Source organism: Priestia megaterium (genome assembly GCF_041941685.1).
Classification (GTDB): Bacteria; Bacillota; Bacilli; order Bacillales; family Bacillaceae_H; genus Priestia; species Priestia megaterium_C.
The window spans coordinates 3,319,981-3,344,767 of record NZ_CP130958.1 but is presented as its reverse complement, the minus strand read 5'-3'; the positions used below and the strand labels follow the sequence as shown (position 1 = coordinate 3,344,767).

Annotated in this window: 30 protein-coding genes and 1 pseudogene; 18 read left to right on the top strand and 13 right to left on the bottom strand. The window is 37.7% G+C overall.

What is annotated here, in order from left to right; genetic code table 11:
• The first annotated feature begins 62 nt into the window (after nt 1–62).
• The 3 genes from Q5794_RS17630 to Q5794_RS17620 all read left to right on the top strand — a co-directional run bounded on the left by Q5794_RS17630 (nt 63) and on the right by Q5794_RS17620 (nt 2,453).
• Nucleotides 63–1,466 (top strand): MFS transporter, encoded by a 1,404-nt coding sequence (locus tag Q5794_RS17630; RefSeq protein WP_374988228.1) that lies wholly within the window; start codon nt 63–65, stop codon nt 1,464–1,466.
• Nucleotides 1,467–1,757: 291 nt separating this feature from the next.
• Complete coding sequence (locus Q5794_RS17625) at nt 1,758–1,961, top strand: cold-shock protein (protein WP_013056405.1); 204 nt, start codon at nt 1,758–1,760, stop codon at nt 1,959–1,961.
• Nucleotides 1,962–2,282: 321 nt separating this feature from the next.
• Nucleotides 2,283–2,453 (top strand): hypothetical protein, encoded by a 171-nt coding sequence (locus tag Q5794_RS17620; protein ID WP_013058097.1) that lies wholly within the window; start codon nt 2,283–2,285, stop codon nt 2,451–2,453.
• Between the two features lie 183 nt (nt 2,454–2,636).
• Here Q5794_RS17620 and Q5794_RS17615 read toward each other — a convergent pair whose 3' ends face one another.
• Nucleotides 2,637–2,837, bottom strand: a complete 201-nt coding sequence (locus Q5794_RS17615; RefSeq protein ID WP_013058096.1) for a cold-shock protein — start codon at nt 2,835–2,837, stop codon at nt 2,637–2,639.
• A 290-nt stretch (nt 2,838–3,127) separates the two neighbouring features.
• Between Q5794_RS17615 and Q5794_RS17610 the strand changes: the two genes are divergently transcribed.
• Both Q5794_RS17610 and fbp read left to right on the top strand, forming a co-directional pair.
• The gene (locus Q5794_RS17610) at nt 3,128–4,003 is read left to right on the top strand and encodes a YitT family protein (protein ID WP_013058095.1); all 876 of its coding nucleotides are present in this window, start codon (nt 3,128–3,130) and stop codon (nt 4,001–4,003) included.
• 758 nt (nt 4,004–4,761) lie between these two features.
• Nucleotides 4,762–6,690, top strand: coding sequence for a fructose-1,6-bisphosphatase (gene fbp, locus Q5794_RS17605; RefSeq protein ID WP_214986146.1), 1,929 nt, complete (start codon nt 4,762–4,764; stop codon nt 6,688–6,690).
• 56 nt (nt 6,691–6,746) lie between these two features.
• On the opposite strand, the gene Q5794_RS17600 is transcribed toward fbp, so the two are convergent.
• Complete coding sequence (locus tag Q5794_RS17600; RefSeq protein ID WP_374988227.1) at nt 6,747–7,454, bottom strand: M48 family metallopeptidase; 708 nt, start codon at nt 7,452–7,454, stop codon at nt 6,747–6,749.
• Nucleotide 7,455: 1 nt separating this feature from the next.
• Nucleotides 7,456–7,959 carry a DUF1456 family protein gene (locus Q5794_RS17595; protein ID WP_214986142.1) on the bottom strand — a complete coding sequence of 168 codons (504 nt, stop codon included), beginning with the start codon at nt 7,957–7,959 and terminating at the stop codon, nt 7,456–7,458.
• 422 nt (nt 7,960–8,381) lie between these two features.
• Here Q5794_RS17595 and Q5794_RS17590 point away from each other — a divergent pair, with 422 nt between their 5' ends.
• The 3 genes from Q5794_RS17590 (at nt 8,382) to Q5794_RS17580 (ending at nt 10,298) form a co-directional block, all read left to right on the top strand.
• Nucleotides 8,382–8,912, top strand: a complete 531-nt coding sequence (locus Q5794_RS17590) for an ECF transporter S component (protein ID WP_214986140.1) — start codon at nt 8,382–8,384, stop codon at nt 8,910–8,912.
• 89 nt (nt 8,913–9,001) lie between these two features.
• Complete coding sequence (locus tag Q5794_RS17585) at nt 9,002–9,193, top strand: hypothetical protein (RefSeq protein ID WP_013058089.1); 192 nt, start codon at nt 9,002–9,004, stop codon at nt 9,191–9,193.
• A 208-nt stretch (nt 9,194–9,401) separates the two neighbouring features.
• A complete protein-coding gene (locus Q5794_RS17580) occupies nt 9,402–10,298 on the top strand; it encodes an alpha/beta fold hydrolase (RefSeq protein WP_374988226.1) in 897 nt (298 codons plus the stop codon).
• 207 nt (nt 10,299–10,505) lie between these two features.
• Here Q5794_RS17580 and Q5794_RS17575 read toward each other — a convergent pair whose 3' ends face one another.
• Nucleotides 10,506–11,081: a CBO0543 family protein gene (locus tag Q5794_RS17575; protein WP_374988225.1), complete on the bottom strand. Its 576-nt coding sequence runs from the start codon at nt 11,079–11,081 to the stop codon at nt 10,506–10,508.
• Nucleotides 11,082–11,381: 300 nt separating this feature from the next.
• On the opposite strand from Q5794_RS17575, the gene Q5794_RS17570 reads away from it, so the two are divergent.
• From Q5794_RS17570 to Q5794_RS17555, 4 genes are all read left to right on the top strand, one after another.
• On the top strand, nt 11,382–11,555 hold the full coding sequence (locus Q5794_RS17570) for a hypothetical protein (RefSeq protein WP_214986134.1): 174 nt from the start codon (nt 11,382–11,384) through the stop codon (nt 11,553–11,555).
• Between the two features lie 23 nt (nt 11,556–11,578).
• The gene (locus Q5794_RS17565; RefSeq protein ID WP_214986132.1) at nt 11,579–11,929 is read left to right on the top strand and encodes a hypothetical protein; all 351 of its coding nucleotides are present in this window, start codon (nt 11,579–11,581) and stop codon (nt 11,927–11,929) included.
• 301 nt (nt 11,930–12,230) lie between these two features.
• Entirely contained in the window at nt 12,231–12,854 is a 624-nt protein-coding gene (locus Q5794_RS17560; protein WP_374988224.1) for an FMN-binding negative transcriptional regulator, read from the top strand.
• A gap of 211 nt (nt 12,855–13,065) precedes the next feature.
• On the top strand, nt 13,066–14,043 hold the full coding sequence (locus tag Q5794_RS17555) for a ring-cleaving dioxygenase (protein ID WP_328245345.1): 978 nt from the start codon (nt 13,066–13,068) through the stop codon (nt 14,041–14,043).
• Between the two features lie 57 nt (nt 14,044–14,100).
• Here the strand turns inward: Q5794_RS17555 and Q5794_RS17550 are convergent, their stop codons facing one another.
• From Q5794_RS17550 to Q5794_RS17535, 4 genes are all read right to left on the bottom strand, one after another.
• A complete protein-coding gene (locus tag Q5794_RS17550) occupies nt 14,101–14,370 on the bottom strand; it encodes a YjcZ family sporulation protein (protein ID WP_214986126.1) in 270 nt (89 codons plus the stop codon).
• Nucleotides 14,371–14,663: 293 nt separating this feature from the next.
• Nucleotides 14,664–15,017 (bottom strand): tyrosinase family protein, encoded by a 354-nt coding sequence (locus Q5794_RS17545; RefSeq protein WP_374988223.1) that lies wholly within the window; start codon nt 15,015–15,017, stop codon nt 14,664–14,666.
• Between the two features lie 179 nt (nt 15,018–15,196).
• The gene (locus tag Q5794_RS17540) at nt 15,197–15,709 is read right to left on the bottom strand and encodes a hypothetical protein (protein WP_192994536.1); all 513 of its coding nucleotides are present in this window, start codon (nt 15,707–15,709) and stop codon (nt 15,197–15,199) included.
• A 4-nt stretch (nt 15,710–15,713) separates the two neighbouring features.
• On the bottom strand, nt 15,714–15,923 hold the full coding sequence (locus Q5794_RS17535) for a hypothetical protein (protein WP_014459119.1): 210 nt from the start codon (nt 15,921–15,923) through the stop codon (nt 15,714–15,716).
• Nucleotides 15,924–16,121: 198 nt separating this feature from the next.
• Between Q5794_RS17535 and Q5794_RS17530 the strand changes: the two genes are divergently transcribed.
• The gene (locus Q5794_RS17530; protein ID WP_214986122.1) at nt 16,122–16,661 is read left to right on the top strand and encodes a GNAT family N-acetyltransferase; all 540 of its coding nucleotides are present in this window, start codon (nt 16,122–16,124) and stop codon (nt 16,659–16,661) included.
• A gap of 60 nt (nt 16,662–16,721) precedes the next feature.
• On the opposite strand, the gene Q5794_RS17525 is transcribed toward Q5794_RS17530, so the two are convergent.
• The 3 genes from Q5794_RS17525 to Q5794_RS17515 form a co-directional block, all read right to left on the bottom strand.
• Entirely contained in the window at nt 16,722–17,357 is a 636-nt protein-coding gene (locus Q5794_RS17525; RefSeq protein ID WP_013058078.1) for an FMN-dependent NADH-azoreductase, read from the bottom strand.
• A 489-nt stretch (nt 17,358–17,846) separates the two neighbouring features.
• The gene (locus tag Q5794_RS17520; RefSeq protein WP_374988222.1) at nt 17,847–18,482 is read right to left on the bottom strand and encodes an FMN-dependent NADH-azoreductase; all 636 of its coding nucleotides are present in this window, start codon (nt 18,480–18,482) and stop codon (nt 17,847–17,849) included.
• Between the two features lie 40 nt (nt 18,483–18,522).
• A complete protein-coding gene (locus Q5794_RS17515) occupies nt 18,523–18,840 on the bottom strand; it encodes a helix-turn-helix domain-containing protein (protein ID WP_013058076.1) in 318 nt (105 codons plus the stop codon).
• Between the two features lie 220 nt (nt 18,841–19,060).
• Between Q5794_RS17515 and Q5794_RS17510 the strand changes: the two genes are divergently transcribed.
• The 5 genes and pseudogenes from Q5794_RS17510 (at nt 19,061) to Q5794_RS17490 (ending at nt 22,497) form a co-directional block, all read left to right on the top strand.
• Nucleotides 19,061–19,303 (top strand): spore germination protein, encoded by a 243-nt coding sequence (locus Q5794_RS17510; RefSeq protein WP_071272648.1) that lies wholly within the window; start codon nt 19,061–19,063, stop codon nt 19,301–19,303.
• A 314-nt stretch (nt 19,304–19,617) separates the two neighbouring features.
• Nucleotides 19,618–20,188 (top strand): annotated as a pseudogene (locus Q5794_RS17505) (LemA family protein).
• Nucleotides 20,188–20,961, top strand: coding sequence for a TPM domain-containing protein (locus tag Q5794_RS17500; RefSeq protein ID WP_374988221.1), 774 nt, complete (start codon nt 20,188–20,190; stop codon nt 20,959–20,961). Before Q5794_RS17505 ends, Q5794_RS17500 begins: the two are co-directional and overlap by 1 nt.
• Nucleotides 20,962–21,127: 166 nt before the next feature.
• A complete protein-coding gene (locus Q5794_RS17495) occupies nt 21,128–21,823 on the top strand; it encodes a DUF2254 family protein (protein WP_374988220.1) in 696 nt (231 codons plus the stop codon).
• The gene (locus Q5794_RS17490; RefSeq protein WP_374988219.1) at nt 21,820–22,497 is read left to right on the top strand and encodes a DUF2254 family protein; all 678 of its coding nucleotides are present in this window, start codon (nt 21,820–21,822) and stop codon (nt 22,495–22,497) included. Before Q5794_RS17495 ends, Q5794_RS17490 begins: the two co-directional genes overlap by 4 nt.
• A 40-nt stretch (nt 22,498–22,537) precedes the next feature.
• Here the strand turns inward: Q5794_RS17490 and Q5794_RS17485 are convergent, their stop codons facing one another.
• Nucleotides 22,538–23,842 carry an aldehyde dehydrogenase gene (locus Q5794_RS17485; RefSeq protein WP_214986116.1) on the bottom strand — a complete coding sequence of 435 codons (1,305 nt, stop codon included), beginning with the start codon at nt 23,840–23,842 and terminating at the stop codon, nt 22,538–22,540.
• 51 nt (nt 23,843–23,893) lie between these two features.
• Complete coding sequence (locus Q5794_RS17480; RefSeq protein ID WP_268578391.1) at nt 23,894–24,520, bottom strand: nitroreductase family protein; 627 nt, start codon at nt 24,518–24,520, stop codon at nt 23,894–23,896.
• Nucleotides 24,521–24,787: the final 267 nt, after the last annotated feature.

Here is a 24,787-nt window from a genome sequence, read left to right as displayed (position 1 = left end):
GTCAAATTTGACTTTACTACTCAGTCTTGTATAATCGTATACCGCGGAGGTGACGTAATGAAATGAAGTTTAATAAGAAAAAAATTAACGTCGTAGATATTGACAAAGCTAAAAAAAGCGTCTTTGCTACAGGGGTAGGAAACGCGATGGAATGGTTTGACTTTGGCTTGTATTCATATTTAGCCGTTATTATTAGTCAAAACTTTTTTAGCGCAGTTGAAAATGATCAGCTCAAATTAGTGTTCACATTTGCTACATTTGCGATTGCCTTTTTAATGCGTCCATTAGGCGGTATTATATTCGGTAAAATTGGAGACAAGTTAGGAAGGAAAGTCGTTTTAACCACCACCATTATTTTAATGGCCTTCTCCACATTGCTCATTGGTTTATTACCTACATATGACCAAATCGGTGTATGGGCACCTATTCTTTTATTAATTGCACGAATCATTCAAGGTTTTTCAACTGGTGGTGAATATGCTGGTGCGATGGTGTATATTGCAGAGTCGTCTCCAGATAATAAGCGTAATATGCTTGGAAGTGGATTAGAAATCGGTACACTTGTTGGCTATATTCTTGCTTCACTGCTAGCTAGCTTGCTGTTTGTTCTTCTGTCGGATAAACAAATGGCCTCATGGGGATGGAGAATTCCCTTCTTATTAGGATTACCTTTAGGACTTATTGGTTTTTATTTACGAAGAAGTTTAGGGGAAACACCTATTTTTGAAAATGAACTTTCCAGTGAAGATGAAGTTGAAGAAGAAAGCTTCCTCTCTATTTTAAAAAACCACAAAAAAGACGTGTTTGTTTGTTTTGTAGCCGTGGCTTTCTTTAACATTACAAACTACATGCTATTATCGTACATGCCTTCTTATTTAAATGAAATTATTGGTTTATCAAACACAGTTGGTACGGTATTAATTACGGCAGTTATGATTTTAATGGTGCCGCTTGCTCTTATGTTTGGAAAACTGAGCGACAAAATCGGAAACAAGAAAGTTTTCTTAATCGGCTTAGGCGGATTGAGCTTACTGTCAGCCTTTTCGTTCTATTTAATCAACTTAAATGGTTTAGTCTTTGTTTCAATCGGTATCCTTATTCTAGGTGTTTTACTTGCTACGTATGAAGGAACAATGCCAGGGACGCTGCCAACAATGTTCTACACAGATATTCGCTACCGAACATTAGCGATCACGTTTAATGTTTCAGTGTCTATCTTTGGAGGAACGACGCCATTAGTTGCGACATGGTTAGTTCACGCAACAGGCAATCACTTGGCTCCAGCGTTCTATTTAACCATTGTGAGCATCATCGGATTTTTCGTGATTTTATTCTTGTTTGCGAACACGGCAGGAAAATCACTCAAAGGTTCATACCCAACGGTTGCTTCTAAATCTGAATACAATGAAGCGGTTGAAAATCCAAAAGATTCATTATGGTGGAACACAGAGCAAACAGAAAAATAAAGTAAATAAAAAGCAGCTGCTACATTAACTGCTGTGCAAAATATGAACACTTAAAAAGAGCCTTCTCCTTGTATCGCATAGAGAAGGCTCTTTTTTACCATCCAAAGACTTATCTCATTCCCTGTATTTGCTATCTTTGATTCTTTATGGTACGATTAAGTTAATTATTTTTGTTCGGTATAAGATTGAGAGAAGAGAAATCTCTTCCATAGAATTTTTTATCTTAAGATAGTATGGTTGGACAAGGGTAGTAATACAAGCGTGGAGTATTCCACACCAGGAGGCACTATTATGGAACAAGGTACAGTGAAATGGTTTAATGCAGACAAAGGCTTCGGCTTTATCGAAATTGAAGGCGGAGACGATGTATTCGTACATTTCAGCTCTATTCAAGGTGAAGGCTTTAAATCGCTAGAAGAAGGTCAAAAAGTGACGTTTGATATCGAACAGGGCCAACGTGGAGCACAAGCTGCTAACGTTCATAAAGTAGCATAATTAAAACTAAAAAAGACTCCACATAGGGGTCTTTTTGCTTTGGATTTTAATAATTTTAAAAGATTACTTAAAAAATAAGTAGAGACATTTGTGACAGAATGCTATTAACGAAGAGCTACCTATATGTACAATCCCGTGTCGCAAAAAAATAGAAAAACCCCCTTATGGTTATAGAACTGTATGCTTTAGGAGTACATATACGCCTGAAGGTATCAAAAATAACTAACCTTCGCTGAATTAGCCTTGAGAGATGTACATTATATTTCCCGATAAATAAAGTTAAAAATTTGATTATTTTTGATAGGAGAGAGGATGAGGGATATGAGTATAAGCTTATTTTCTAATGGAGAAATTGTAAATATAAAAGCATCTAATGAAAGAGTGATCATCTTAAAAAGCCATTATGTAAAAAACATGAAAAGATACTCTTATACAGTGGATAAATATCCAAGTACGTTTTTCTTTGAAGAAGAATTAATGAAACATGAATAAATATTGATTTATAGTTTGGATTTTGTCTATACTATGCTATACTGAATTTACCATTTGTATTACCGATTACTATTTTTGTATTAATAAGCCCTATTCCTCAGTGGATAGGGTTTTATTGTGACATTTTCAAGGAAATGAAAAAGACAGACTCCATGGAGTCTGTCTTTTTCTATTTATGATGGATTACGCTTTTTGAACGTTAGAAGCTTGAGGGCCGCGTTGACCTTGTTCTACGTCAAATGTAACTGCTTGACCTTCGTCTAGAGATTTGAAGCCTTCGCTTTGGATTGCTGAGAAATGTACAAATACATCGTCTCCGTTTTCGCGTTCGATGAATCCAAAACCTTTTTCTGCGTTAAACCATTTTACTTTACCTTGTTCCATAATTGTTGCCTCCTAGTGTGACACGCACACATTGTGTTACTATCCTTGCCCAAATCTACAGACGAAAGTTATTTAACTTATCAATCTTTACCGAACAAAAATAATTCTTCTTAAACTTAACAGAAATAGGGACTTATTGCAAGGATAGAGTCTGTACAGCTAGAATTTCTCTTTTATCTATGTTTGCACTATGTGAGCTAAAAAACGATACGTAAGCCTCCTTAGTTCAAATAAAGAGAATGTTTGTGGTACACTTAAATAGTAAAAAACATTTAAAAGTGAGGAATTATATGAACACAACTAAAAAACATCACAGGCCTAAGCGGCTAAAAATTGCTTTCCGAGCATTAATGGTCATTATCGGAGGAATTATTGCAGCTTACGGCTTAGAAACTGTCTTAATTCCAAACCATGTTTCAGATGGAGGGGTAACAGGCATTAGCATCGTTGCTTCAAACCTATTTGGCTTGCCACTTGGGGTTCTCATCGCCGTTATCAACATTCCTTTTGTATGGTTAGGATATCAACAAATTGGGAAAAGCTTTGCCATATTTTCAATCCTCGGAATTGTCTCATTAGCTGTCGGTACTAGCCTCATGCATCACACTCCAGCAATTATTGAAGGAGATACACTACTCGTAACCGTTGTCGGCGGTATTATCCTTGGGTTTGGAATGGGAATTGCACTTCGTAACGGCGGGGCCTTAGATGGCATCGATATGCTGGCCGTGCTGCTTTCTCGAAAATTACCGTTTGGAACAAGTGATCTTATTTTGTTCTTAAATGCGTTTGTCTTTATTTTTGTTTCATTAGTATTTGGTCTGCAAGGCGCGATTCTTTCTGCGATTGCATACTTTATTGCATCCAAAGTTATTCACATCGTAGAAGTAGGGCTAAGCGGCTCGAAAACCTTCCAGATTATCACTTCTCAGCCTGCGTTAATGGTAGAGACAATACGTGATCGTTTAGGTCGAAGCGCTACATACAAAGAAGCTTACGGCGGTTATTCTCATGAAAAATTCAAGGAAATCACATGTGTAATCAACCGTTTGGAAGAAAGCAAAATGAAAGAAATTATCAACGAAATTGACCCGACGGCTTTTGTTACAGTATATGACGTAGCGGAAGTTAAAGGCGGTAATTTCAGAAAGAATAATATTCACTAAGTTCATAAATTACTACATTTGTACGAACACTCTACAATAATCTACTTTTAGGCTGGGGTGTAGAGATAAGAAAAGCAGCGTGATGTTTTACATCCGCTGCTTTTTTATATCATAAAATCCATTTGGTACAAGGCGCCCGTTGTATAGCTAACTTGCTTAGCTAGCAGAGGGTTTTAAAACCGGATATGATAAAAAAGTGAAACGGTCAGAATTAAGGTGGATAAGGTAACAGCGGACATTAATGTGATGATTTTTCTCTTCATCTAACAAATCCAACAGAAAAAATCTCTGAACATAAAAGAACAGAGATTCAACAGAATGATGGTTCTTATATAATACAAAGGATGACTTTTCCTGTCTCAGAAAGGTCATCTTTATCGTACCATCAGCAATGACTTGGCGCTGTGCGTTTTCTCACAGCGGGGGAAGAAAAAATCTGTTATTGTATAGAGGTCGGAGTAAACTTTCTTAATTATGTGCGCTTCTTTCATATGTATCGAACCTGCTGACTGAGATCTGCAGGTTTTTTTATGTTACCAGCTAGCTGTCATCTTCAAGGGGACAAGATTGGTTAATCTTTATAGACAAATAGACTTTATACCATTTTACCTATACGTAAAATAGGTTAAAATAAAGAGGTGAGGCATGGAGAGAAAAGAGTTAAATAAGAGGTGCGTAACATTATAATCACAATTTATCTTACAGGGTTATAACGGTGATTATACTAAATGGTGAACGTTGAAAGGGGATACATAGTTTTGAACACAAAATATCTAGATTTACTTGCACAAAAGTATGATACGGAAGAAAAAGTGGTAACCGAAATTATTAACCTTGAAGCTATTCTTCATCTGCCAAAGGGGACTGAACATTTTGTCAGTGATTTACACGGCGAGTATCAAGCTTTTCAGCACGTGCTGCGAAACGGTTCAGGAAATGTAAAAGAGAAAATCAAAGACCTTTTTAAAAATGTATTATCAGACAAAGAAATCAATGAATTTGCGACATTAGTGTATTATCCTGAAGAAAAATTACCGTTGATTAAAGCGCAGTTTCGAAACAAAAAAGAACTATATGAATGGTATACAGAAATCATCGATCGCATGCTCAATCTCATTTCGTACGCTTCTTCTAAATACACGCGCTCTAAACTGCGTAAAGCATTGCCAGATCAATTTGTGTACATTATTGAAGAGCTGCTATATAAAACGGATGAATTTACAAATAAAGAACAGTACTATACAAAAATTGTTCAGCAGATTATTTCTCTGGGGCAAGCCGATAAGCTTATTATAGGGCTTGCTTATACGACGCAAAGATTGGTTGTGGACCATCTGCACGTAGTAGGGGATATTTATGACCGTGGACCTGAGCCGGATAAAATTATGGATACGCTGATTAACTATCACTCCGTTGATATTCAGTGGGGAAATCATGATGTGCTATGGTTAGGCGCTTTTGCGGGTTCGAAAGTGTGTCTTGCCAATATTATTCGTATCTGCGCGAGATACGACAATCTAGATATTATTGAAGACGTATATGGCATTAACCTGAGACCGCTGCTTAACTTGGCGGAGAAATATTATGATGATAATCCTGCTTTTAGACCAAAAGTAAGCTCGAGTGACAAACTATCCGATCACGAGCGACTGCAAATTACGAAAATTCATCAGGCCATTGCGATGATTCAGTTCAAGCTTGAAAGTCCGATTATAAAAAGACGTCCTTTCTTTAATATGTCAGAAAGGCTGTTGCTTGAAAAAATTGATTATGATAAAAATGAAATTACGATATACGGACAAACGTATCCACTAGAAAACAGCTGCTTTGCAACGGTTAATCCGGCGCAACCTGATCAGCTATTAGAAGAAGAAGAGCAGGTAATGGAAAGACTGCTGCTTTCTGTGCAGCATTCGGAAAAGCTGGCGAGACATATGAAGTTTCTTATGAAAAAAGGCAGCCTTTATTTGAAATACAACGGAAACTTATTAATACACGGCTGCATTCCTTTAGATGAGGAAGGAAACATGGAAAAAATGACGATAGAAGATAAAACGTATGCGGGCCGCAACTTACTTGATGTGTTTGAACATTATTTACAAGAGGCTTTTGCACATCCTGAAGAAACGGATGATTTGGCAACAGATATGGTCTGGTACCTATGGACAGGAGAATATTCATCACTCTTTGGGAAACGTGCAATGACCACGTTTGAAAGATATTTTATCAGTGATAAAACAACGCATAAAGAGAAGAAGAATCCGTATTATTACTTACGGGAAAATGAGGAAGTCTGCCGAAACATCCTGGAAGAATTTAAATTAAATCCTGATCATGGTCATATTATCAATGGGCATACGCCTGTTAAAGAAATTGAAGGAGAAAACCCGGTCAAAGCAAATGGAAAGATGATTGTTATTGATGGCGGTTTTTCAAAAGCGTATCAGTCCACAACAGGGATTGCTGGATACACGTTATTATATAACTCTTACGGCATGCAGCTAGTCGCTCATAAACACTTTAATTCAAAAGAAGAGATTTTATTAGAAGGAACGGACGTCTTATCCGTAAAGCGATTGGTTGACAAAGAACTAGAAAGAAAAATGGTTTTAGAAACAAACGTCGGAGAAGAATTATTAAAAGAAATTTCTATTTTAAAAGATTTAAGAAAATATCGCTATAGTTAAAGATAAAAAAAGAGCAGTATGCCTCTGGGGCTTCTGCTCTTTTTTATTTAGCGGTACTACACCGTCATTTCCCAGCTCGACATTTCCAGCCAGTTCTCTTGTTCACGATAATTGGGCATGATTTTCCCGACAAGACGCCAAAAGGACCGGTCGTGATTCATATGAACCATGTGGCACATTTCATGAACGACTACGTAATCAATGACGTGCTGCGGTGCCATTGCCAGCCGCCAGTTAAAGGTTAGCTGACGCTTGGAATCACACGTGCCCCACGCTTTTTTGCTATCGGAAATCGAAATGGAGCGCGGCTTTGTTTTAAAATGTTTTTGATAGGAGGAGATACTCTTGGTTACTAGCGCTTTACATTGTTGATAGTAAAAGCGTTTGAGCGCTTGTTTTATCGCTTCATTGTCGTGCTGATTGACATAAATCTGAAGCGTGTTCGCTTCAAACAATACAGAATCCTTTGTAATGGTCGAATCGTGATGAATCTGTATCGGATAGTTTTTTCCTGCATACAAAAAGCGTTCTCCGTGTTCATAGACTTTTTTCTTTGGTCCATGCGTTCTATCTTTCATTTCGTTTATTTTTTGCTGAATCAATGCCCAGTTGTTCTCTAATAACATACGTACTTGTTCAGTAGACGTTCCTTTAGGAGCAAGGACTTCGACCGTTCCGTATCCGTCTACTTTAATTGCAAAAGAACTTCGGTTTTTATATCGTATTTCATAATGGATACTCTGATTTGAAAAATTGTGTATCATTTTATCCTCTATATTGTACGGTTAAGCCTCTTAGGAATTTTCGAGCAAAATTCTCTTTGCACGCTTTATAATTTTTATGGCCTTTTTTTCTTAATAATGCACCTAATTCTGCTTTAGATACACGTATTCCACCGTCGTCGAATATTTCTAACATCTCTTCACTTGTTAGGGATAAAGCAATTTTTACTTTCTTTAATAAGACGTTATACATATTTTGATTGCTCTGAACCGGCGCTGGAGGTGCTTGCCCTGGTTTAGGGTCTTGTTTTCCTCTTTTAAAGGTAATAAAACCGTTTAAAAAAGAATCTAACATACTGTTACTGCACGAGATGTGTTCGTCTGCATGAACTGCATCCTCGTCCTCTTCGTCCGGTGTTCTCGTAAGGATCTTTAATACGTCTTCTTTTGTTACGTCTACTCCGCCAAGATTAAAGATCTCTACCATTTCTGTATTTTTTAAATCCAAGGCATATCGTAATCTAATTAAAATATCGTTATTATCCATTCTTGCTCCTCCTATAACTTGCTTGCTATATGTAAAAATCATGACTGCCACAATCTGAACGGACTTGGTCAATATCAGTACAATTACAGTAACAGGTTCCGCTGGAATTCTAGGTTATTCCATTCATTTCTACAAACATCTAACTTCTCATATTTATCAGCCTTCGTCAACTCTTGAAAAAGAACGATTTGCTCATATTATGCCCGAACAGACTCTTTACCATAACAAAAATTAGGCGCCGCAGTCTGCTAAAGGAAGCTGAGGCAGCTTTATTTTTTTAAGAACGGATAGGACAATTTTTGAAGTTGGAGGATCCCTGTTTGCTGCTAGAATGATATACCTTACTAAATAAATAGTTTTACGTATTTATTAAGTATGTAATTAGGAGTATGATAGTAGTAAAAAAAGAAAGAGGTCAACAGATGAATTCAACATACTCACGAAGAGAATCAACCAAAATCAAAGCTTTATCCATGCATGCGCTTTTTATCGCACTGACGTTTGTAGCGACAATGTTTATCAACATAAAGCTTCCAATCATGGGTAACGGAGGCCTCATCCATTTAGGCAACGTTCCTCTTTTTATAGCAGCCTTTATTTACGGCAAAAAAACAGGAGCCATCGCAGGGGCTTTTGGAATGGGGTTATTCGATCTGATCTCCGGCTGGACAGCATGGGCGCCGTTTACGTTTATTATCGTAGGGGCCATGGGCTTTTTAGCAGGTCTTATATCTGAAAAAGCACCTGGTAAAAGAGCACTTGTGAACACACTGGCAGTTGTTGCTGCGCTGATTGTGAAAATCGTAGGCTACTATTTTGCCGAAGTGATTCTTTACGGTAACTGGATCCTCCCGCTTGGCTCTATACCGGGAAATGTTATGCAAGTGGTTATAGCGGGTATCATCGTCGTTCCGCTTGTAGCACGCTTAAAGAACAGAGCGGTAAAGATTTAATCGCTCAATTGTAAGTCGTTTTACCATTATCCTATCCTTAAGTGATATACTTGATAGATATTCATCAAGTGAAAGGAGCGGAAGACACCATGAAATATTTAAAATCACAGATGAAGCAGCTCATTAAAGACAATCAGGAACTGCAAGGTAAGCTGAATGGACTGATGAAAGAGCACAGCCTTGAAAAAAACTTTGCTCTTAAAGCTCTGTACCATGCAGAAGTGGCTGAAGGCGGGAAATATCAGCTTGCCTATCAAGCATTAGACGCACCGAAAAAGTAATGGCCTTGTTGCTCATTCGTATATTTCTTCATTATAAAAATGGCAGCCGAATCGCGTATTTGGCTGTCTTTTTTAGCAAACAGAACAACATAGCATTATTTTGGCTTTTGCACAACTTCTTTCTAACTGCTTAAATCTTGATAAATAGGGTATTAAAAAATAAATGCTACCGATCGTTCTAATTATATAAGAAAAGAGGAAAATAGCGATGACCGTATCTGCTTTAGAACAAGAAAAAGTAGAATTATCAAATGGAGAAATAATAAATTACCGAATGAAAAAAGGCGGAAAAGAGGTACTTTTGTTAATTCACGGAAACATGAATTCTTCCCTTAACTGGGATGTGCTAATGAACAAACTTCCAGAACATATCACGGCTTATGCCATCGATTTAAGAGGATTTGGAGACTCCACTTATCATACACCTATCCACACAATCAAAGACTTATCAGATGATGTCAAACTGTTTGCAGATGCTTTAAAGTTGTCTGCTTTTACAATAAGCGGATGGTCATTAGGAGGAGCAGTCGCTATGCAATATGTGATTGATCATCCGAATGATGCCAAAAATTTAATTCTCTTAAGCTCCGTCAACATCAAAGGATATCCCATTCCAAGAAGAACGTTTCTAGAATTGCCTATTCCTAACAACTTTATACAAACCAAAGAAGAAGTAAAAGAAGCATTTAGAATGGTAGAAAACGCAAAAGAAACAAAAAACACATGGTTTTTAAAAATGATGCTGCGTCAATTTTTATATACAAAAAATAAGCCGTCTGCTGATCAATTTGAAAAATATTTAGAAGGAACGATCAAGCAGCGCAACTTAATTGATATCAATTACGCACTCATGAGATTTAATATTTCAAACGATTTTAACGGTGTTGTGGAAGGGACAGGAGAGGTGGAAAAAATTACGATTCCTACTATGGTTATTCAAGGAGATGAAGATAAGATGGTTTCGACAAGAGATGCATCTGACATCGCGAAAGGCATAGGGGAAAATGCGACGTTAAAAATTATGAAAGGTGTGGGTCACTGTCCATTGTTAGATGATTTAAGCAGTTTAATGGACTTATACAACGCTAATTTAAGCAGGGCTTAGAAAAAGTGAGATTTTCGCTACTAACAGAAGTTTGATTATTGCTAGATGCAGCATGTTCTAAATTAACACAAGAAAAAGGATCTGCCTGCAAAATGCTGTGAGATAAACAAAGCCTGTTACCTTCTAAGGAAGCAGGCAACTAGTAAATAAAACAATTACAAAAAACGTAAGGTCTTTTTGAAGAGGCTTACGTTTTTTTGAGTGCACTTAGCCTATTCGATTCTGTTTTTCAAAATAAAGAAACAGATTGGTAATCCATTTTGATAGCAGTATCACACCGAGATAAAATACAAATAAATGACCGTAAGTAGCCCATTCATGCAGCTGGAAAAAGCCAATCCCTGTTAATAACGGTTTGAAAATAAAAGCAAAAAACAAACAAAGAGCAGTTGCATATACATAGTAATTTTTATGATGGTTAATTGTCCATTGATAAAGAAGCATAAAAGAGACAGGAATAAGCGAAGCATCTAGGCTAAAGCTTACGGGTATGATTGTGTTGATTTGGTAAGGATACGTCCACAGCCCGTTATAAACTCCAGCGGTGTCACTATAGTGAAACCAAACGTGCACGTTAAATCCATAAAACCCTAAATGAAAGGCTTTTTTTCGATCAATAAAAAAATAGAGAATGACTAAAGGCAAAATAAAAGCGCCCAAGGTAACCCAAAACTGCCAAGAGCCTGGACTGGAGTAGTGATGCCAATATTCAGCCCACGCTTTGGCTAGATTTTCTTGTATGCTATGTATTTTTTTTAGATATTCCTGTTGGTTTGGTGTCAATGTAATCCATCCTTTTAAGTAAGAAAAATTTCGTTACTTTTAAAATGCCCTTTTCTTAAGTTTTGGATACCTTTCCCTGTTGAGTTGTTTGTATTTTTCTGCACGTAAAACGATGTACGTATTTGGGGTGATCTGCATACTTACGTCGGTTTTGCTGCTCGGAGGGGCCGTTTATCAGCTCATCATCTAAAAATAAAAAGCAGTTACAGCGACTGCTTTTTTCCATTTTTATGAAACTTTTAGCGCGGTTTTTACGTATAAAAGGTATCAATAAAACAGTAGAAAAAAGGAGAGGTTTTTTTGTCTGAAGAAAAGAAAAAGACAGATTATCTAGGAATGGGATTAGGTCTGGGCGTTGCGATGGGGGCTTCTCTTGGGATGTTGATGGATAATATTGGGTTCGGTATTGCGATCGGAACGTCCTTAGGAGTTGCTTTTGGAACGGCAATGAATCAAAGAAATAAAAAGGAATAAAATTCTGAAAGAAGGAGTGCAGAATGAAATATTTTGACGAAGCAAAAGAACTATGGTTAAACTATGTTCCGAGAAATGGACAGTCGGATATCGTAGAAGGAGAGGTCATCCGAGCCATTGAAAAGCTTCGCTGTGAAGCTCAAGGCAACGGAAATGCCAATTGGGACGGCGGATTTGAGATGCTAGTGTTATATATACTAGACGTATTAAATGACCCGGATGTATTCAGCGCGGCTATGTTAGCCGAAATAAAAGCCGATGTTCACACCTTGCTCACTTCGGCAGAAAATCCGTATTTAGAAGACGACGTATACGATCGTTTAACGGACCGCGTCATTGAGTGGCATATAGCCAAAGGCGGACCTATCAAATGAGAAATAAATCCTCAATTGTATAGATAAACGTGAGAAAGGAGCTGTTTTAAACAAGCTCTTCTTTTTTTGAGTTCCTGAAGCTTTATTTAACTAACATGCATCTAATTGCATCATGTGCTAAATAAATACATATAAAAAATCAGCGGTTTACATCGCAGCAGTATAGCATAAGCTTCTTAAAAAATCGGTTCATAAATGGTTAAATGTTTGCTGACCTCCATAAAAAGTTCATAACTGACGCTGTTGTAAACACGTATAGTATTATATCTTTTACTAAATAAGAAATAAAGGAGAAGCGCCGATGTATATTCCAAAGTATTTTAAAGTGAATGATGAACAAATAATGTATGATTTTATTGAAGACAATGGATTCGCCACTTTGTTTTCATATCATAATGAAAAGCCTTATGCTACTCATTTGCCCCTGATGTTAAACCGGAAAGAAAAAGCTTTATACGGACATTTCGCTCGGCCGAATCAGCAGTGGAAAGATGCTGAAAATCAAGAAATTTTGGTTGTGTTTCAAGGGCCTCACTGTTATATTTCATCGTCTTGGTATGAAACGAATCAAGCTGTACCAACATGGAATTATGAAGCTGTTCACGTGTATGGCACCATGAAAATGATTGAAGAACCAACAGAACTGCTTGGGCTGCTGAGGAAGATGGTGGAGAAATATGAAAGCCCGAGCAGTACATATACACTAAATGAAGTTGATCCTGCTTATATGAATGGTTTAAGCAAAGGAATCATTGGGTTTAAAATCGACATTAGCAAAATGGAAGGCAAACAAAAGATAAGTCAAAATCATTCAGTCGAAAGACAGCAGTTAGTCATAGAAAAATTAGAGCAGACGTCTCGTGAAAATGAAACGAAAATTGCGGAGCTGATGAAGCAAAATGTGCAGCGCGTGCTTAAGAAGTAACCGCTGTTGGAAAAGATCAGCAGTTTGTTAAAGGGAAGATAAAGAGAAACTAACTATGTGTTTAGTTTCTTTTTTATGTTCACAACATTTTCTTGTTATTGACAAACAGTCTGTACATCCTTTAAAATTATCTTTAATTAGAGATAATTAAATTAAAGATAATTTTAGTGAAAGTTAAAAAATTTATATATTACGAAAAGAGGCGGAGCAGATGGAATTGTTAGGGTTGCATCATGTATCTATTTTGACGGGGAAAGCTGAGAAAAACTATCAGTTTTTCACCAAAGTTTTAGGCATGCGATTAGTAAAAAAAACGGTGAATCAAGATAACACTCAGTCTTACCACTTGTTTTATGCAGATGGGGAAGGGACGCCAGGAACGGAAGTAACGTTTTTTGATATTCCGGGGCTTGCAAGAACGCATCAAGGTTCATCTGACATTTCGACTGTTTCGCTTCGCGTTAAAAGCACGGATTCTTTACACTTTTGGAAAGAGCGCTTCGAGCAGTACGGAGTGGAATATGAAGAAATAGCTAAACGAGCTAATCGTGATACGTTAGCATTTAAAGATTATGAAGGGACACGTTTGCTTCTTGTCGCGGATAACGGTGAAAAAGGGGTAAGAGCAGGCGTGCCGTGGAAGCGCGAAGACATTCCGTTAGAACATGCGATTATCGGCTTAGGACCGGTCACGCTAACGGTGGGCACGGCAGAACCAACTGTTGATGTACTAACAAACATTATGGGATTTCGCTACGTGGGTTCTTATCCATCTCTTGCAGGAGATCATGGAGATATTTTGATTTATGCAACAGGTGAAGGCGGAAGCGGAGCCGAAGTTCATATTGAAACGAGACCCGATTTGCCGAAAGTTCGCTTAGGGCGCGGTGGCGTTCATCACGTTGCATTCCGTGTTCCAAATGAAGAAGAATACAATAAGTGGGCAAGTCGATTAAATGAAAACAGTCTGCCGAATTCCGGTAAAGTAGAACGATACTATTTTAAAGCACTTTATTTCAGAGAACCAAACGGCATTTTATTTGAATTATCAACGGACACACCTGGATTTGCGACCGATGAACCGCTTGAAACGATGGGCCAAACATTAGCCCTGCCGCCATTTTTAGAGCCGAAGCGCAAAGAGATCGAAGAGAAGCTGAGACCGCTAGATTTGGATGAAACGTTATAGGGTTTGTAGCTATTAAAACATGAAAAAACTCCAGTATTTATACTGGAGTTTTTTAGGTTAACACTCATCGTGCCAGAAACCGCAACCACATGCACCAATAATAATGAGTAAAATAAACAGTACGATGATAATGGCGAAACCATTACATCCATGATGAGGAACGCCATATCCACATTCAGGAACCATATATCCATAGTCAGGCATTGAATATCCGCAGTGTGGCATCATATGCTCATAAGCAGGAGCTGTATAGCCGTGGTGAGCCATAGCAGGTGAGAACGGCATATTTTCATTAGAACCAAAAGGTGCGTTTACGTTATTATGCATTTTGATATCTTCCCTTCATTTATAAAACTTTTATAAAGCTTTAATAACTTATTCATATGTTCCAAGGTCCTCATATGAAGCTTATTCACAGCCCAATTATGGTTAATTAACTATATTTTATGGTGAATGGAAATGAAGCAGTGAGTTTTACGGTGCTTGTGGCCTTATAAGTTATGTCAGAAGGGAAGGGGTTTACCTGTTTTCGATTGCATACCGCTGTTTCTAGAGTGGTTATGATGAACGTTTTGATTTTCTTAATTCTATATCGTATACGTACCCAAGCTTTCGATGGTTCATAACGTCTTCAGGAATTGTATTCCAAGGATACATCGGATCTCTAAAGTTTTGACCAAATGGCCCGTTTCCCATTCCCAATAAGGAAGGGTTACTTCTGGATTGATTGACTGAAGGTCACGTTCAAATCGTAAAAGGTATTCACGATGCCACGGCAAAAAAGCAGAACTCATATGTGCTGCATTTCGATCGCTGCCCGGAGGAGTATGAAATTTACCCGCTGCACCATGCCAAGCTATATAGCGGTCATATATCCCTTTTTCCTTTAGTATTAGCACGGTACGAACAAAATCTCTTTTTTCCATGTCGGTAAAATGCAATACGTTCTTTCTAACTCTGTACTTGTTACTCATTTTTTAACCTCTTTCTAAAAAAAGGATCCAGGGGCTGTTTCTTTTTTACATTTAGAATATGTCCAAGAGGTAAAAGTGCTACTGTAAATTTACAGAGACTTTTTTAAAGGTGTAAATCATAAATAGAGGTAAAATCAAAAAAAGCAGGCATGCGCCTGCTTTTATTCACTGCATTATTATTAATGACCAATTGGATACATGGTCGTTACGCTGTAGTCGTAGTCTTTGCCTCTGTAGTCAGTATACACAACTCTAACTTCTTGGTTTAAAGAACTAATATACTTTTCTTTAACGTAGTTGCCAGATTTATTGTTGGTGCCGTCTTCACCTTCGTTGATGACTTCTTCAGCAATAGACATCGCTTGTTTTTCATTTAAATACTTGCTGAATTGGCTTTTCCCTTGATAATTGTCAACGCCTGGTTTTTGCATATGGGCGACAATGTGGCAATATCCGTATTTATCATTTCCTTCTTGTAAGACAAGTTCTTTGCCGGTAAATAACCTGTCGCTTTGAGTCTCTGCAGAGCATTGGTTACTTGATGTACTGTCCGATGTGCTACTCGATGTGCTGCTTGAATTTTCATGCTGCTGAATGAGGGAAATAGGCGAATTGTTGGTAGATACAGCGATGAGGGCAATAACAAGTGCTACAATAGTGTATAGTATTTTGCTGTTTTTAAAAAAATCCATTCCTTTATGCGTCTCCTTTTTGAATCAACGTTAAAATCAAATCGACTTTCTTTTCTAGCTGATCAATTAAGTTTTGTTTTACTTGTTCTGATTGTAATAAAGCGCTTCTTAGTTCGTCCATATCTTTTTGCATATACGCACGGTTTTCTTTTTCTTGCTGCAGCTCTTTTTGAAGAGCGTGTATCGTGGACAGCAATTCTTTATCTTGGTTCATTTCTGCGTTCACCCCCTCTGTGCTGATAAAAGGCAACTTATGCCCACTATATAAAATACCACTATCTCCGCTGTAAATCGACTATTTGGATAGGAAATGAGTCCTCCCGGGTGAGGTTTTAGCAGGATATTGCTAGTTGAGAGGAGAATAGTATGGTTTACCGTAGATAGATAAGCTGCGCAGGAAAGAGGGAAGAAAATGTTTCCGGAATTAGAGACAAAACAGCTGATATTAAGAAAAATTGTAGAAAATGATGCGGGTGAGATTTTAGAATGCTTTTCTAATGAAGAGGTGCTGCGCTATTACGGGCAAAAATCTTTAGAATCGATCGACCAAGTGAAGGAGATCATTAAGAATTTTTCCAAAGGCTACGAAGAAAAGCGATTAATTAAATGGGGAATTCAGCTAAAAGGAAAAGAAAAGCTGATTGGAACAATAGGGTTTCAAGAGTGGTATTCTGAGCATAGGAAAGCAAACGTAAGTTATGCTCTTTTTCCAGAGCACTGGAACAAAGGATACGCAACAGAAGCCGTTCATGAAGCAATTTCTTATGGCTTCAACGAACTTCAATTAAACCGCATAGGAGCGATTGTGTTTACGCAAAATAGTGGATCTATCGCCTTGTTGAGCAAATTAGGATTTAAAAAGGAAGGGACGCTAAGAGAGTACATGTTTCAAAACGGCCTCCCGTTTGATACATATGTTTATTCGCTGCTGCGCGGGGAAGCAAAGATATAATTGCAAGCATAAAAAAAGGAACATGGGGAGATGTTCCTTTTTTTATGCTTATATTTGTTATTAGAACGTACGTGCAGCTTCTTTAGCGCGAGCAATGCCGTCTTCTTTAATTTCTTGTGCTTTATCTGGCATTGCAGCCTGTCCTTCTACAAATAGGCTTCCGATAGAAGGAACCCCGAAGAAGTTCATCATAATGCGCATATAGCGGTGACCCATTTCTAGTTCACCAGCAGGGCCGCGAGAGTAGATACCGCCGTTTGCTTGAATATGATACGCTTTTTTATCTGTTAATAGACCTACAGAACCTTCTGCTGTGTATTTAAATGATTTTCCAGCTACTGCTACAGCATCTAAGTATGCTTTCATCACTGGTGGGAATGAGAAGTTCCACATTGGTGTAACAAATACATATTTGTCTGCTTGAGCAAATTGGTCACTTAACTCGTTTAAGCGAGCAACTTTGCGCTGTTCTTCAGGAGTAAGCGCATCAAATTCTGCGCCGCTTCCAAGTTTACCCCATCCGCTGAATACATCACCGTCGATGTGAGGGATATGTTCTTGATATAAATTAACGTGAACAATCTCATCCGTTGGGTTTACTTCTTTATACTCGTTAATGAATGCGTCTCCCGCAGCCATACTGAATGATTGCGTAGCATCGTTAGGGTTTGCTGTAATATATAATACTTTTGCCATAATTCTTTTCACCTTTCTGTCTTCAATATATAAATGTTGTTTCGTGAATTAAAGATAATATGTTCGAAAACATCTACTACGTTATTAATAGTAACTTACGTAACAAATTTAGTCAAAGGTTTTTTATTGGATTTTATCATATTCACAAACGTCTTTAAGAGTATTACGCTTTTGGATTTTGTGGCTAAATCCTTTAAAAATAAGAGTTTATTTCATTTTAAAGCGTGATTTTAAACGTTATTCATTTAGAGGAACTATCTTTTTAGAACGTAGATAATAAAAAAATAAAAAAAAAATCGTGTATTTTTGTTTCGTGCGTTATTAATAGTAACAAAAAATAACAGCATTTAATGGTTCATTTAAGACATATTTTTAGCGTAGAACGATTTAGAAAGAGTGGATTATTTCAAGGGAAATATAAGATAGAAAGGAGGAAAGAAAAGAAAAAGACCTCGATCGGTTTCGAGGTCTTTTTGATTTTTATTGAATTTAAAACGTCTTGGCCATTGAATGGGCTTTTTGGAGTGCTTTTTCTTTAATTTGCGGAATTTGATCCGGGAATTTCACTTGCCCTTCAATAATAATGCTTTCAAACGCTTCGATTCCAAAGAAGTCCATCATGATTTCTAAATAACGATGGCCCATTTCTCTTGCCATTTCAGGGCCTTCTGAATACACATCTCCGCGGGATTGAATGTGAATTGCTTTTTTTCCTTTAAGCAATCCCTGAGCGTCTTCTTTTGTATATGTAAAGGTTTTGCCTGACACGGTAATCGCATCAATGTACGTTTTCATAATCGCAGGAACGGAAAAATTCCACATTGGCGTAACAAAAATATATTTGTCAGCGAGTACGAACTGTCCGCCTAGTTCGGCTAATCGTCCCACTTTTAATCGTTCATCGGTTGATAAATCCTGGATGGAAGAGTGAGAACGAAGCTTTTTCCATCCGTTAAATACGTCTGCATCTAAGTATGGAATATCTGCTTGATATAGATCTAAATGAACCACATCATCTTCTGGATGTGTTTGCTTATACACGTCGATAAATTCTTTCCCAACAGCCATGCTAAGCGATTCGTCTTCAGCTAAAGGGTGTGCAGTAATATAGAGAACATTTGCCATGATGCTCATCCTTTCTATGGAGTAATTTTAATAACGAAAACTAATCTTGGACCCAGCTTTCTGCCCACTGGCTAATCGGCCCTAATATTTTACCTAACTCCGTTCCTTTTTGAGTCAGCGAATATTCAGAACGAATAGGGCGGTCCGGAATGACATTTCGGACAACGATTCCGTGGTCTTCAAGCTCTTTAATCCGTTCTGTCAAAAGCCTTCTGCTTAAGGCTGGTATACTTTCATTTAATTCACTAAAGCGTTTAGGACCGCTCATAAGTACATAAATGATTAATCCTGTCCACTTCTTGCCAATCAGTTCGAAACTTTTTTCTACTTTAGGTTGAATATCTTTTGGCTCGTCCATATTACGTATCCTCCTTCAAACAATATGGATGAAAAATAACTTATGCATTTATTGTAACAGAAAAAGCATAAAAACATGTGGAAACTTTGGGTGAAGAAGGGTAAAATGAATAATTTCACTAGTATTTGTACCTTGCTTTTCACTTCTTGAAAACCTTTCACACATAGGCTTGTCACAGCATACGATGTATGAATTCATTTTAAGAAAAGGTGGTATGGTCATGGCAGGAGTTATTAACATCTGTAACACAAGAATTAATGGTATGGCGAGAAACGGATCGATGAATTTTGGAGAAGTTCTTCACAACGGACACACAGCGGATGTTAAATCTGTTGGAATTAACTCAACCTATGGAGACATTTCAGCTGCTTGTGCGCGAATGAAAAATACGAACCTGGATCCGGATATATTTGATCAAACAGATTTAGCGAATATTGATAACGCATATGGCAATCAGATATAAAAATGAGCAGCTTATACCAAATAAGGTTATAAGCTGCTTATTAGTTGCCTTTTTTCTAGGCGCATACTGGACAAGCATTTGAGCTTTCCATTGTTGTACGCTAAAACTAATTTCTTTATGTTAATGGTAAAAAGGTGGTAAGGTATGACATGTGCCAGAAAGAGGAGAGACTATAAAAAGAAGCGTTATAGGCACATTATCACGCTAGTTCATCTGTTTATTCTTAATAAAATTGGTAAAAAATGAATCTTTTTAGAGCTTGGTTCGTACTAGTAAGTAGATACATAATTTTGATGAAGAAAAGAGGTAGTACATTGAAAAACAAAGGTTTGATCGCTACGATCATTGTGTTAGTGCTTTTTGTGATTTACGGAGTGAGCTCTTACAACAGCCTCGTTAGCGCAGAGGAAGATGTAGACAATAAATTTTCACAAATAGATAATCAGCTAAAAAGAAGATCGGATTTAATTCCGAACTTAGTGGAAACCGTGAAAGGCTATGCTAAGCATGAGCAGGAAGCAATTGATTCGGTCACTCAGGCAAGAGCGCAGCTAGCGGGAGCTAAAACTCCTGAAGACAAAGCTGATGCTAATCAACAGTTAAGCGGTGCATTAAACCGCCTGCTCGTAGTGGTTGAAAAATATCCGGATTTAAAAGCGAATGAAAACTTTAGAAGCTTAATGGACAGTTTAGAAGGAACGGAAAATCGACTCGCTGTAGCGCGTAAAGACTATAACGATGAAGTTGCAAAATACAATAAATCGGTTAAGAGATTTCCTAAAAGCATCTTAGCGGGTACGTTTGGCTTTGAAAAAAAGCCATATTTTGAAGTAACAAATGAAGAAAAAAGAAGCGCCCAAAGTTGATTTTGGGAGCGATAAGTGATGAAATTTCTTGCTTCGTTTGCTTTATTATTGTCTCTTTTATGTAATATGGTAAGCGTTGCTTTTGCTGCACCTGATATTCCAAATCCGGTAGGCGATATTTACGTTCAAGATTTTGCTCATCTATTAAACGATCAGGAAAAAGCTGATATAAATCAAATGGGCAGAAAGTTAGATGATGAAACGAAAGCTCAAGTAGCGATTCTTACCGTGAATTCATTAGGTGATTCGGATGTAGAAGAGTACGCGAATGAAGCGTTTCGAAAGTACAAACTCGGTGATGAAAAGCTGAACAATGGCGTTCTTATTTTACTTGCTAAAAAAGAACGAAAAATTCGAATCGAAGTAGGATATGGGTTAGAAGGAGCCATCACCGATATCAAATCTGGAGAAATCATCGACTCTTATGCCATTCCTAACTTAAAAAATGGTAAATACGATACAGCCCTAGAAAGCACATACAAAGCTGTTTATAACCAAGTCGTAAAAGAGTATGATTTAGGAACAGATTTTGAACAAAAAGCACCAAAAGCAGATCCTCCCTCTGATAGCGGCGTTCATTTAACAACTCTTCAAACGCTGCTGATTGCAGCTGTTATTGTGGGCTTGCTTATTATCGACTTCGTCTTTTTTAAAGGAGCGATTACGCAATTTCTGCTAAACTTTCTTGTGATGTTTGGAGGAAGAGGCGGCGGAGGTGGCGGCAGTGGAAGCGGTCCTCGCGGAGGGGGAGGCGGCAGCTCTGGAGGCGGCGGAGCGAGCCGGGGCTGGTGAGAAGATGAGAGTAAAAAACCAAGCAGGTATAGAACCTGTTTGGCTTTTTTGCTTTGTGTACCTATATCTTAAAAAAAGATTTTTTTCCATTATATAAGCATAATCAGAAAAATTTAGGGAACTAAGAAAAAAGTTAGAGATTTACAAATAAAAAGGAAGGTCTTATATGAATACATTTAGATGGATAGCGGCAAGGAAACAGCTTTCTCCTCGTGCGTTCAAAGATGAGTTAAATAGCCAAATATGGTTTAGCCCCTTAATTTATGCTCTTTTTTCTGTTCTTTTAGCTGCACTGACGCTGTTTCTTGACTATTACTGTAAAGTAGGAGAGAAAGTTCCTTCATTTTTTTCAATCAACATGGATTTAACGAATACGTTAGTGAGTACGATTATGCCCGGAATTCTATCGATTACGACGTTTACCTTTAATTTAATGCTTGTTGTGTTTACATCCTTTGCAGCTCAGTTTTCTCCTCGCGTGTTAAAAAACTTTGCTTCTTCTAAATCTACTCAGCGAATTCTGGGGATTTTTATAGGGAGTTTTTTGTATACACTTTTTGTCTTTCTCTTTTTAAACAGTTCACAAGTAGACGGATATTTTGCGATTCCATTTGTGACGACGGCGCTATCGGTTTTTAGTGCGGGCACGTTTGTCTACTTTATTAATCACTCTGTGAAGTGGCTGCAAGTAAATCATATGACTCAATCGGTGAAAACAGCGTCCATAAAAGCAATTAAGACAACGATTCGAGAGGAACTGGAGATTCATCGAACGCAGTCTAGTCATAGCGAACAATTTTCCTTTCCAGAAGGAGAAAAAAACCGGTATGTATTCAAACATCTGGCTATATTCAAACAGTGAACTACAGCCAATTGATTCACTGTGCCAAAGAGCATAATTTAGTTATAAAAATGGAGCGTGAAGTAGGGGATTATGTGCTAAGCGGAACCGTATTGTTTTATTATTGGCATAGAGATTCGACAGAGCACGATGAAATAGATTGCACCGTTTTTCACCAATATGTCCATGTAGGGAAATCTCAAACTGATATTCAAGACACTACGTATATTATTACGAAGTTTGTGGAGATGGCGATTAAATCACTAGGAAATGATGACTTCAAAACGGCGGTTAACTCCATTCACCAAATTAGCGATATTCTTCGGGAAATTTGTGACGCTAGCCAATTTTCTTCTTACTTAGTTGATGATAAAGGCGTCATACGAATGGTGATACCAGACAAAAAGTTTGAGGACTTTTTATATGATGGATTTGCTAATATCCGCCACTATGCGAGACGTAATATTATCATTACAATGGAGCTGCTTAAAACGCTTGGAAATCTCGCTGAGGCCATTGGGCCAGCTTATTACGACAACATTTGGGAGTTTGCCGTCTACACGTCTCAAGGCTTTGAAGAAGAATATTTATTTGTTCAAGATAAAAAATATTTTTTACATATTCTTTATGATTTAGCTATTTCTACAGAAAAGGAAGAACAATATGAACAAATAACTAAACAAATGAAGAAGTAAAAAAGCCGAAGTCAACTCGTGACGTCGGCTTTTCTTTTCTTTATTTATTTGAACGTTTTAAGATGCTTTTAGCATGTGAAAATGTATCAAAGCTTGCTTTTCCGTGATACGCACCCATTCCGCTGTCACCAACACCGCCAAATGGAAGGTAGTGAGACGTCATGTGGTTAATTGTATCGTTAATAGAACCGCCGCCGAATGACACGCTGTTTAAGATGTGATCTTGGACTGCTTCATCTTCAGAGAAAAGATAAAGTGCCAATGGTTTTGGACGTTTTACGATTGCTTCAATTACTTCTGAGATTTCATCGTATACGATGACTGGAAGAATTGGTCCAAAGATTTCATCTTGCATCACATTGTCTTCCCATGAGATGTTGTCAAGAACAGTTGGTTCAATAAACAGACGAGAACGATCCGTTTTGCCTCCAAAAACGATATCTCCGTTTGTTAAGAAGCTGTTAAGACGATCAAAATGTTTTTCGCTCACTACGTGAGGGAAGTCTAGATTTTGTGAAACATCTTCGCCGTACGTGTTTGTTACGACTTGTTTTAGGTTAGCTAGCAGCTCGTCTTTTACATTGCGTTGAACAAGAATGTAGTCTGGCGCTACGCAAGTTTGACCAGCATTTGCAAATTTTCCGCGCGCAATACGTTTTGCTGCTTCTTCAATATTTGCATCTTCGTGTACAATTGTAGGACTTTTTCCGCCTAGCTCAAGCGTAACAGGAGTTAAATGTTTAGCTGCAGCTTCTGCCACAATTTTGCCGACCATTGTACTTCCTGTAAAGAAGATGTAATCAAAGTTTTCTTTTAGTAAAGCCGTGCTTGTTTCCACTTCACCTTCGACTACAGTCATGCATTCTTCAGGGAAGTTCTCATTAAACATCTTAGCAAGAAGGCTTGACGTGTGAGGTGTTAATTCAGAAGGCTTTAACACCACGCAGTTTCCTGCAGCAATCGCGCCTACTACCGGTGATACAGCAAGTTGGAACGGATAGTTCCAAGGTGCAATTACTAGAGCTAAACCGTACGGATCTTGATAAATGTAGCTTTTTGCTCCAGCGTGAGTAGATGGTGTTTCTACTTCTTTTGGCGCTGCCCATTCTGCGAGATTCTTAACTGCAAAGTCAATTTCGCTTAGCACAAGGCCAACTTCTGCACGTTTTGCTTCAAACTCTGGTTTATTAAGGTCAGCTTTTACTGCTTTTAAAATGTCGTCTTCATGACGTACCACAAGTTCTCTTAATTTCTTTAGCGTTTCGATACGGAACGCAACGTCTTTTGTTTTACCGCTGCGAAAGAATGAAAGTTGTTTTTTTGTAAGTTCTTGATAGTTATTCATTAGAAAGTCTCCTTTTACTTCACATTTTTACGGACCTTAATTTCTTATTACTTATTTCCAAGTTGTAACCGTATTGACTGGTAAACGGTAAGAAGCATGGCCTTCGCTTGCTGCTTTACCGATTGAGATAAGCATAATTGGAAGATAACGTTCTTTATCTAGACCGAATTCTTCTGCGATTAAGTGTTTTTCGTATCCGCCGATTGGATTTGTATCATATCCGTGAGCACGAGCAACAAGCATAAGCTGCATAGATACAAGTCCTGAATCAATCAGAACGATGTCTTTCATATCAGCTTTTGGCATGTTTTCATAAATCGGCTTAAAGAAATTCAGCTGCTGTTCTTTAATGTCTTGAGGCATATAGCCAAGCTCTACTGCTTTGCCGAAAATTTCATCTGCATATTCAACGTTGTTCATGTCACCAAACACGGCAATAACAGCTGAAGATGTATTAACTTGTTCACTGTTAAATTTCGCAAGTCTAGCTAGCTTTTCTTTTCCTTCCGGCGTTTCAATTACAACAAAGCGCCACGGCTGCATATTAACAGAAGAAGGAGCGCGCATAGCTTCTGTAAGAATTTCTTCCATTTCCTCACGGCTAATTTTTACTGAAGGATCATATTTTTTAATTGAACGACGTTTTAAAGCAATTTCGTTAAAATCTTTTATAGTCATAGTTATTATTCCTTTCTTTTTGGGCGTTAAGCTTATTTATTGTCATTTCCATACTTTTGATTGTGGACAATTGTTTGACATATCAATAATTGATACATCAACAATATAATACATTGATTTAAGAATTGCAAGGGAAAAAGTTTAAACTTTTGAAGTGGAGTTAATTGGAAGTGTGTAACCAAATCCTGCGGGGAACAGAGATGAAGAGAGTAAGTGGTGAAAATAAATAATAAGAATGATAAAACAAAAAGTTTGACTACTTTATTT

Coding starts and splice junctions, on each gene's coding strand:
- Q5794_RS17550 (WP_214986126.1), bottom strand. CDS start 14,370: ATGCATAATAACGTAAACGCACCTTTTGGTTCTAATGAAAATATGCCG.
- Q5794_RS17560 (WP_374988224.1), top strand. CDS start 12,231: ATGTATATTCCAAAGTATTTTAAAGTGAATGATGAACAAATAATGTAT.
- Q5794_RS17585 (WP_013058089.1), top strand. CDS start 9,002: ATGAAATATTTAAAATCACAGATGAAGCAGCTCATTAAAGACAATCAG.
- Q5794_RS17525 (WP_013058078.1), bottom strand. CDS start 17,357: ATGGCAAAAGTATTATATATTACAGCAAACCCTAACGATGCTACGCAA.
- Q5794_RS17620 (WP_013058097.1), top strand. CDS start 2,283: ATGAGTATAAGCTTATTTTCTAATGGAGAAATTGTAAATATAAAAGCA.
- Q5794_RS17485 (WP_214986116.1), bottom strand. CDS start 23,842: ATGAATAACTATCAAGAACTTACAAAAAAACAACTTTCATTCTTTCGC.
- Q5794_RS17555 (WP_328245345.1), top strand. CDS start 13,066: ATGGAATTGTTAGGGTTGCATCATGTATCTATTTTGACGGGGAAAGCT.
- Q5794_RS17500 (WP_374988221.1), top strand. CDS start 20,188: ATGAAATTTCTTGCTTCGTTTGCTTTATTATTGTCTCTTTTATGTAAT.
- Q5794_RS17545 (WP_374988223.1), bottom strand. CDS start 15,017: ATGAGTAACAAGTACAGAGTTAGAAAGAACGTATTGCATTTTACCGAC.
- Q5794_RS17510 (WP_071272648.1), top strand. CDS start 19,061: ATGGCAGGAGTTATTAACATCTGTAACACAAGAATTAATGGTATGGCG.
- Q5794_RS17580 (WP_374988226.1), top strand. CDS start 9,402: ATGACCGTATCTGCTTTAGAACAAGAAAAAGTAGAATTATCAAATGGA.
- Q5794_RS17595 (WP_214986142.1), bottom strand. CDS start 7,959: ATGGATAATAACGATATTTTAATTAGATTACGATATGCCTTGGATTTA.
- Q5794_RS17540 (WP_192994536.1), bottom strand. CDS start 15,709: ATGGATTTTTTTAAAAACAGCAAAATACTATACACTATTGTAGCACTT.
- Q5794_RS17480 (WP_268578391.1), bottom strand. CDS start 24,520: ATGACTATAAAAGATTTTAACGAAATTGCTTTAAAACGTCGTTCAATT.
- Q5794_RS17530 (WP_214986122.1), top strand. CDS start 16,122: ATGTTTCCGGAATTAGAGACAAAACAGCTGATATTAAGAAAAATTGTA.
- Q5794_RS17615 (WP_013058096.1), bottom strand. CDS start 2,837: ATGGAACAAGGTAAAGTAAAATGGTTTAACGCAGAAAAAGGTTTTGGA.
- Q5794_RS17495 (WP_374988220.1), top strand. CDS start 21,128: ATGAATACATTTAGATGGATAGCGGCAAGGAAACAGCTTTCTCCTCGT.
- Q5794_RS17625 (WP_013056405.1), top strand. CDS start 1,758: ATGGAACAAGGTACAGTGAAATGGTTTAATGCAGACAAAGGCTTCGGC.
- Q5794_RS17590 (WP_214986140.1), top strand. CDS start 8,382: ATGAATTCAACATACTCACGAAGAGAATCAACCAAAATCAAAGCTTTA.
- Q5794_RS17565 (WP_214986132.1), top strand. CDS start 11,579: ATGAAATATTTTGACGAAGCAAAAGAACTATGGTTAAACTATGTTCCG.
- Q5794_RS17600 (WP_374988227.1), bottom strand. CDS start 7,454: ATGATACACAATTTTTCAAATCAGAGTATCCATTATGAAATACGATAT.
- Q5794_RS17535 (WP_014459119.1), bottom strand. CDS start 15,923: ATGAACCAAGATAAAGAATTGCTGTCCACGATACACGCTCTTCAAAAA.
- Q5794_RS17610 (WP_013058095.1), top strand. CDS start 3,128: ATGAACACAACTAAAAAACATCACAGGCCTAAGCGGCTAAAAATTGCT.
- Q5794_RS17520 (WP_374988222.1), bottom strand. CDS start 18,482: ATGGCAAATGTTCTCTATATTACTGCACACCCTTTAGCTGAAGACGAA.
- Q5794_RS17515 (WP_013058076.1), bottom strand. CDS start 18,840: ATGGACGAGCCAAAAGATATTCAACCTAAAGTAGAAAAAAGTTTCGAA.
- Q5794_RS17630 (WP_374988228.1), top strand. CDS start 63: ATGAAGTTTAATAAGAAAAAAATTAACGTCGTAGATATTGACAAAGCT.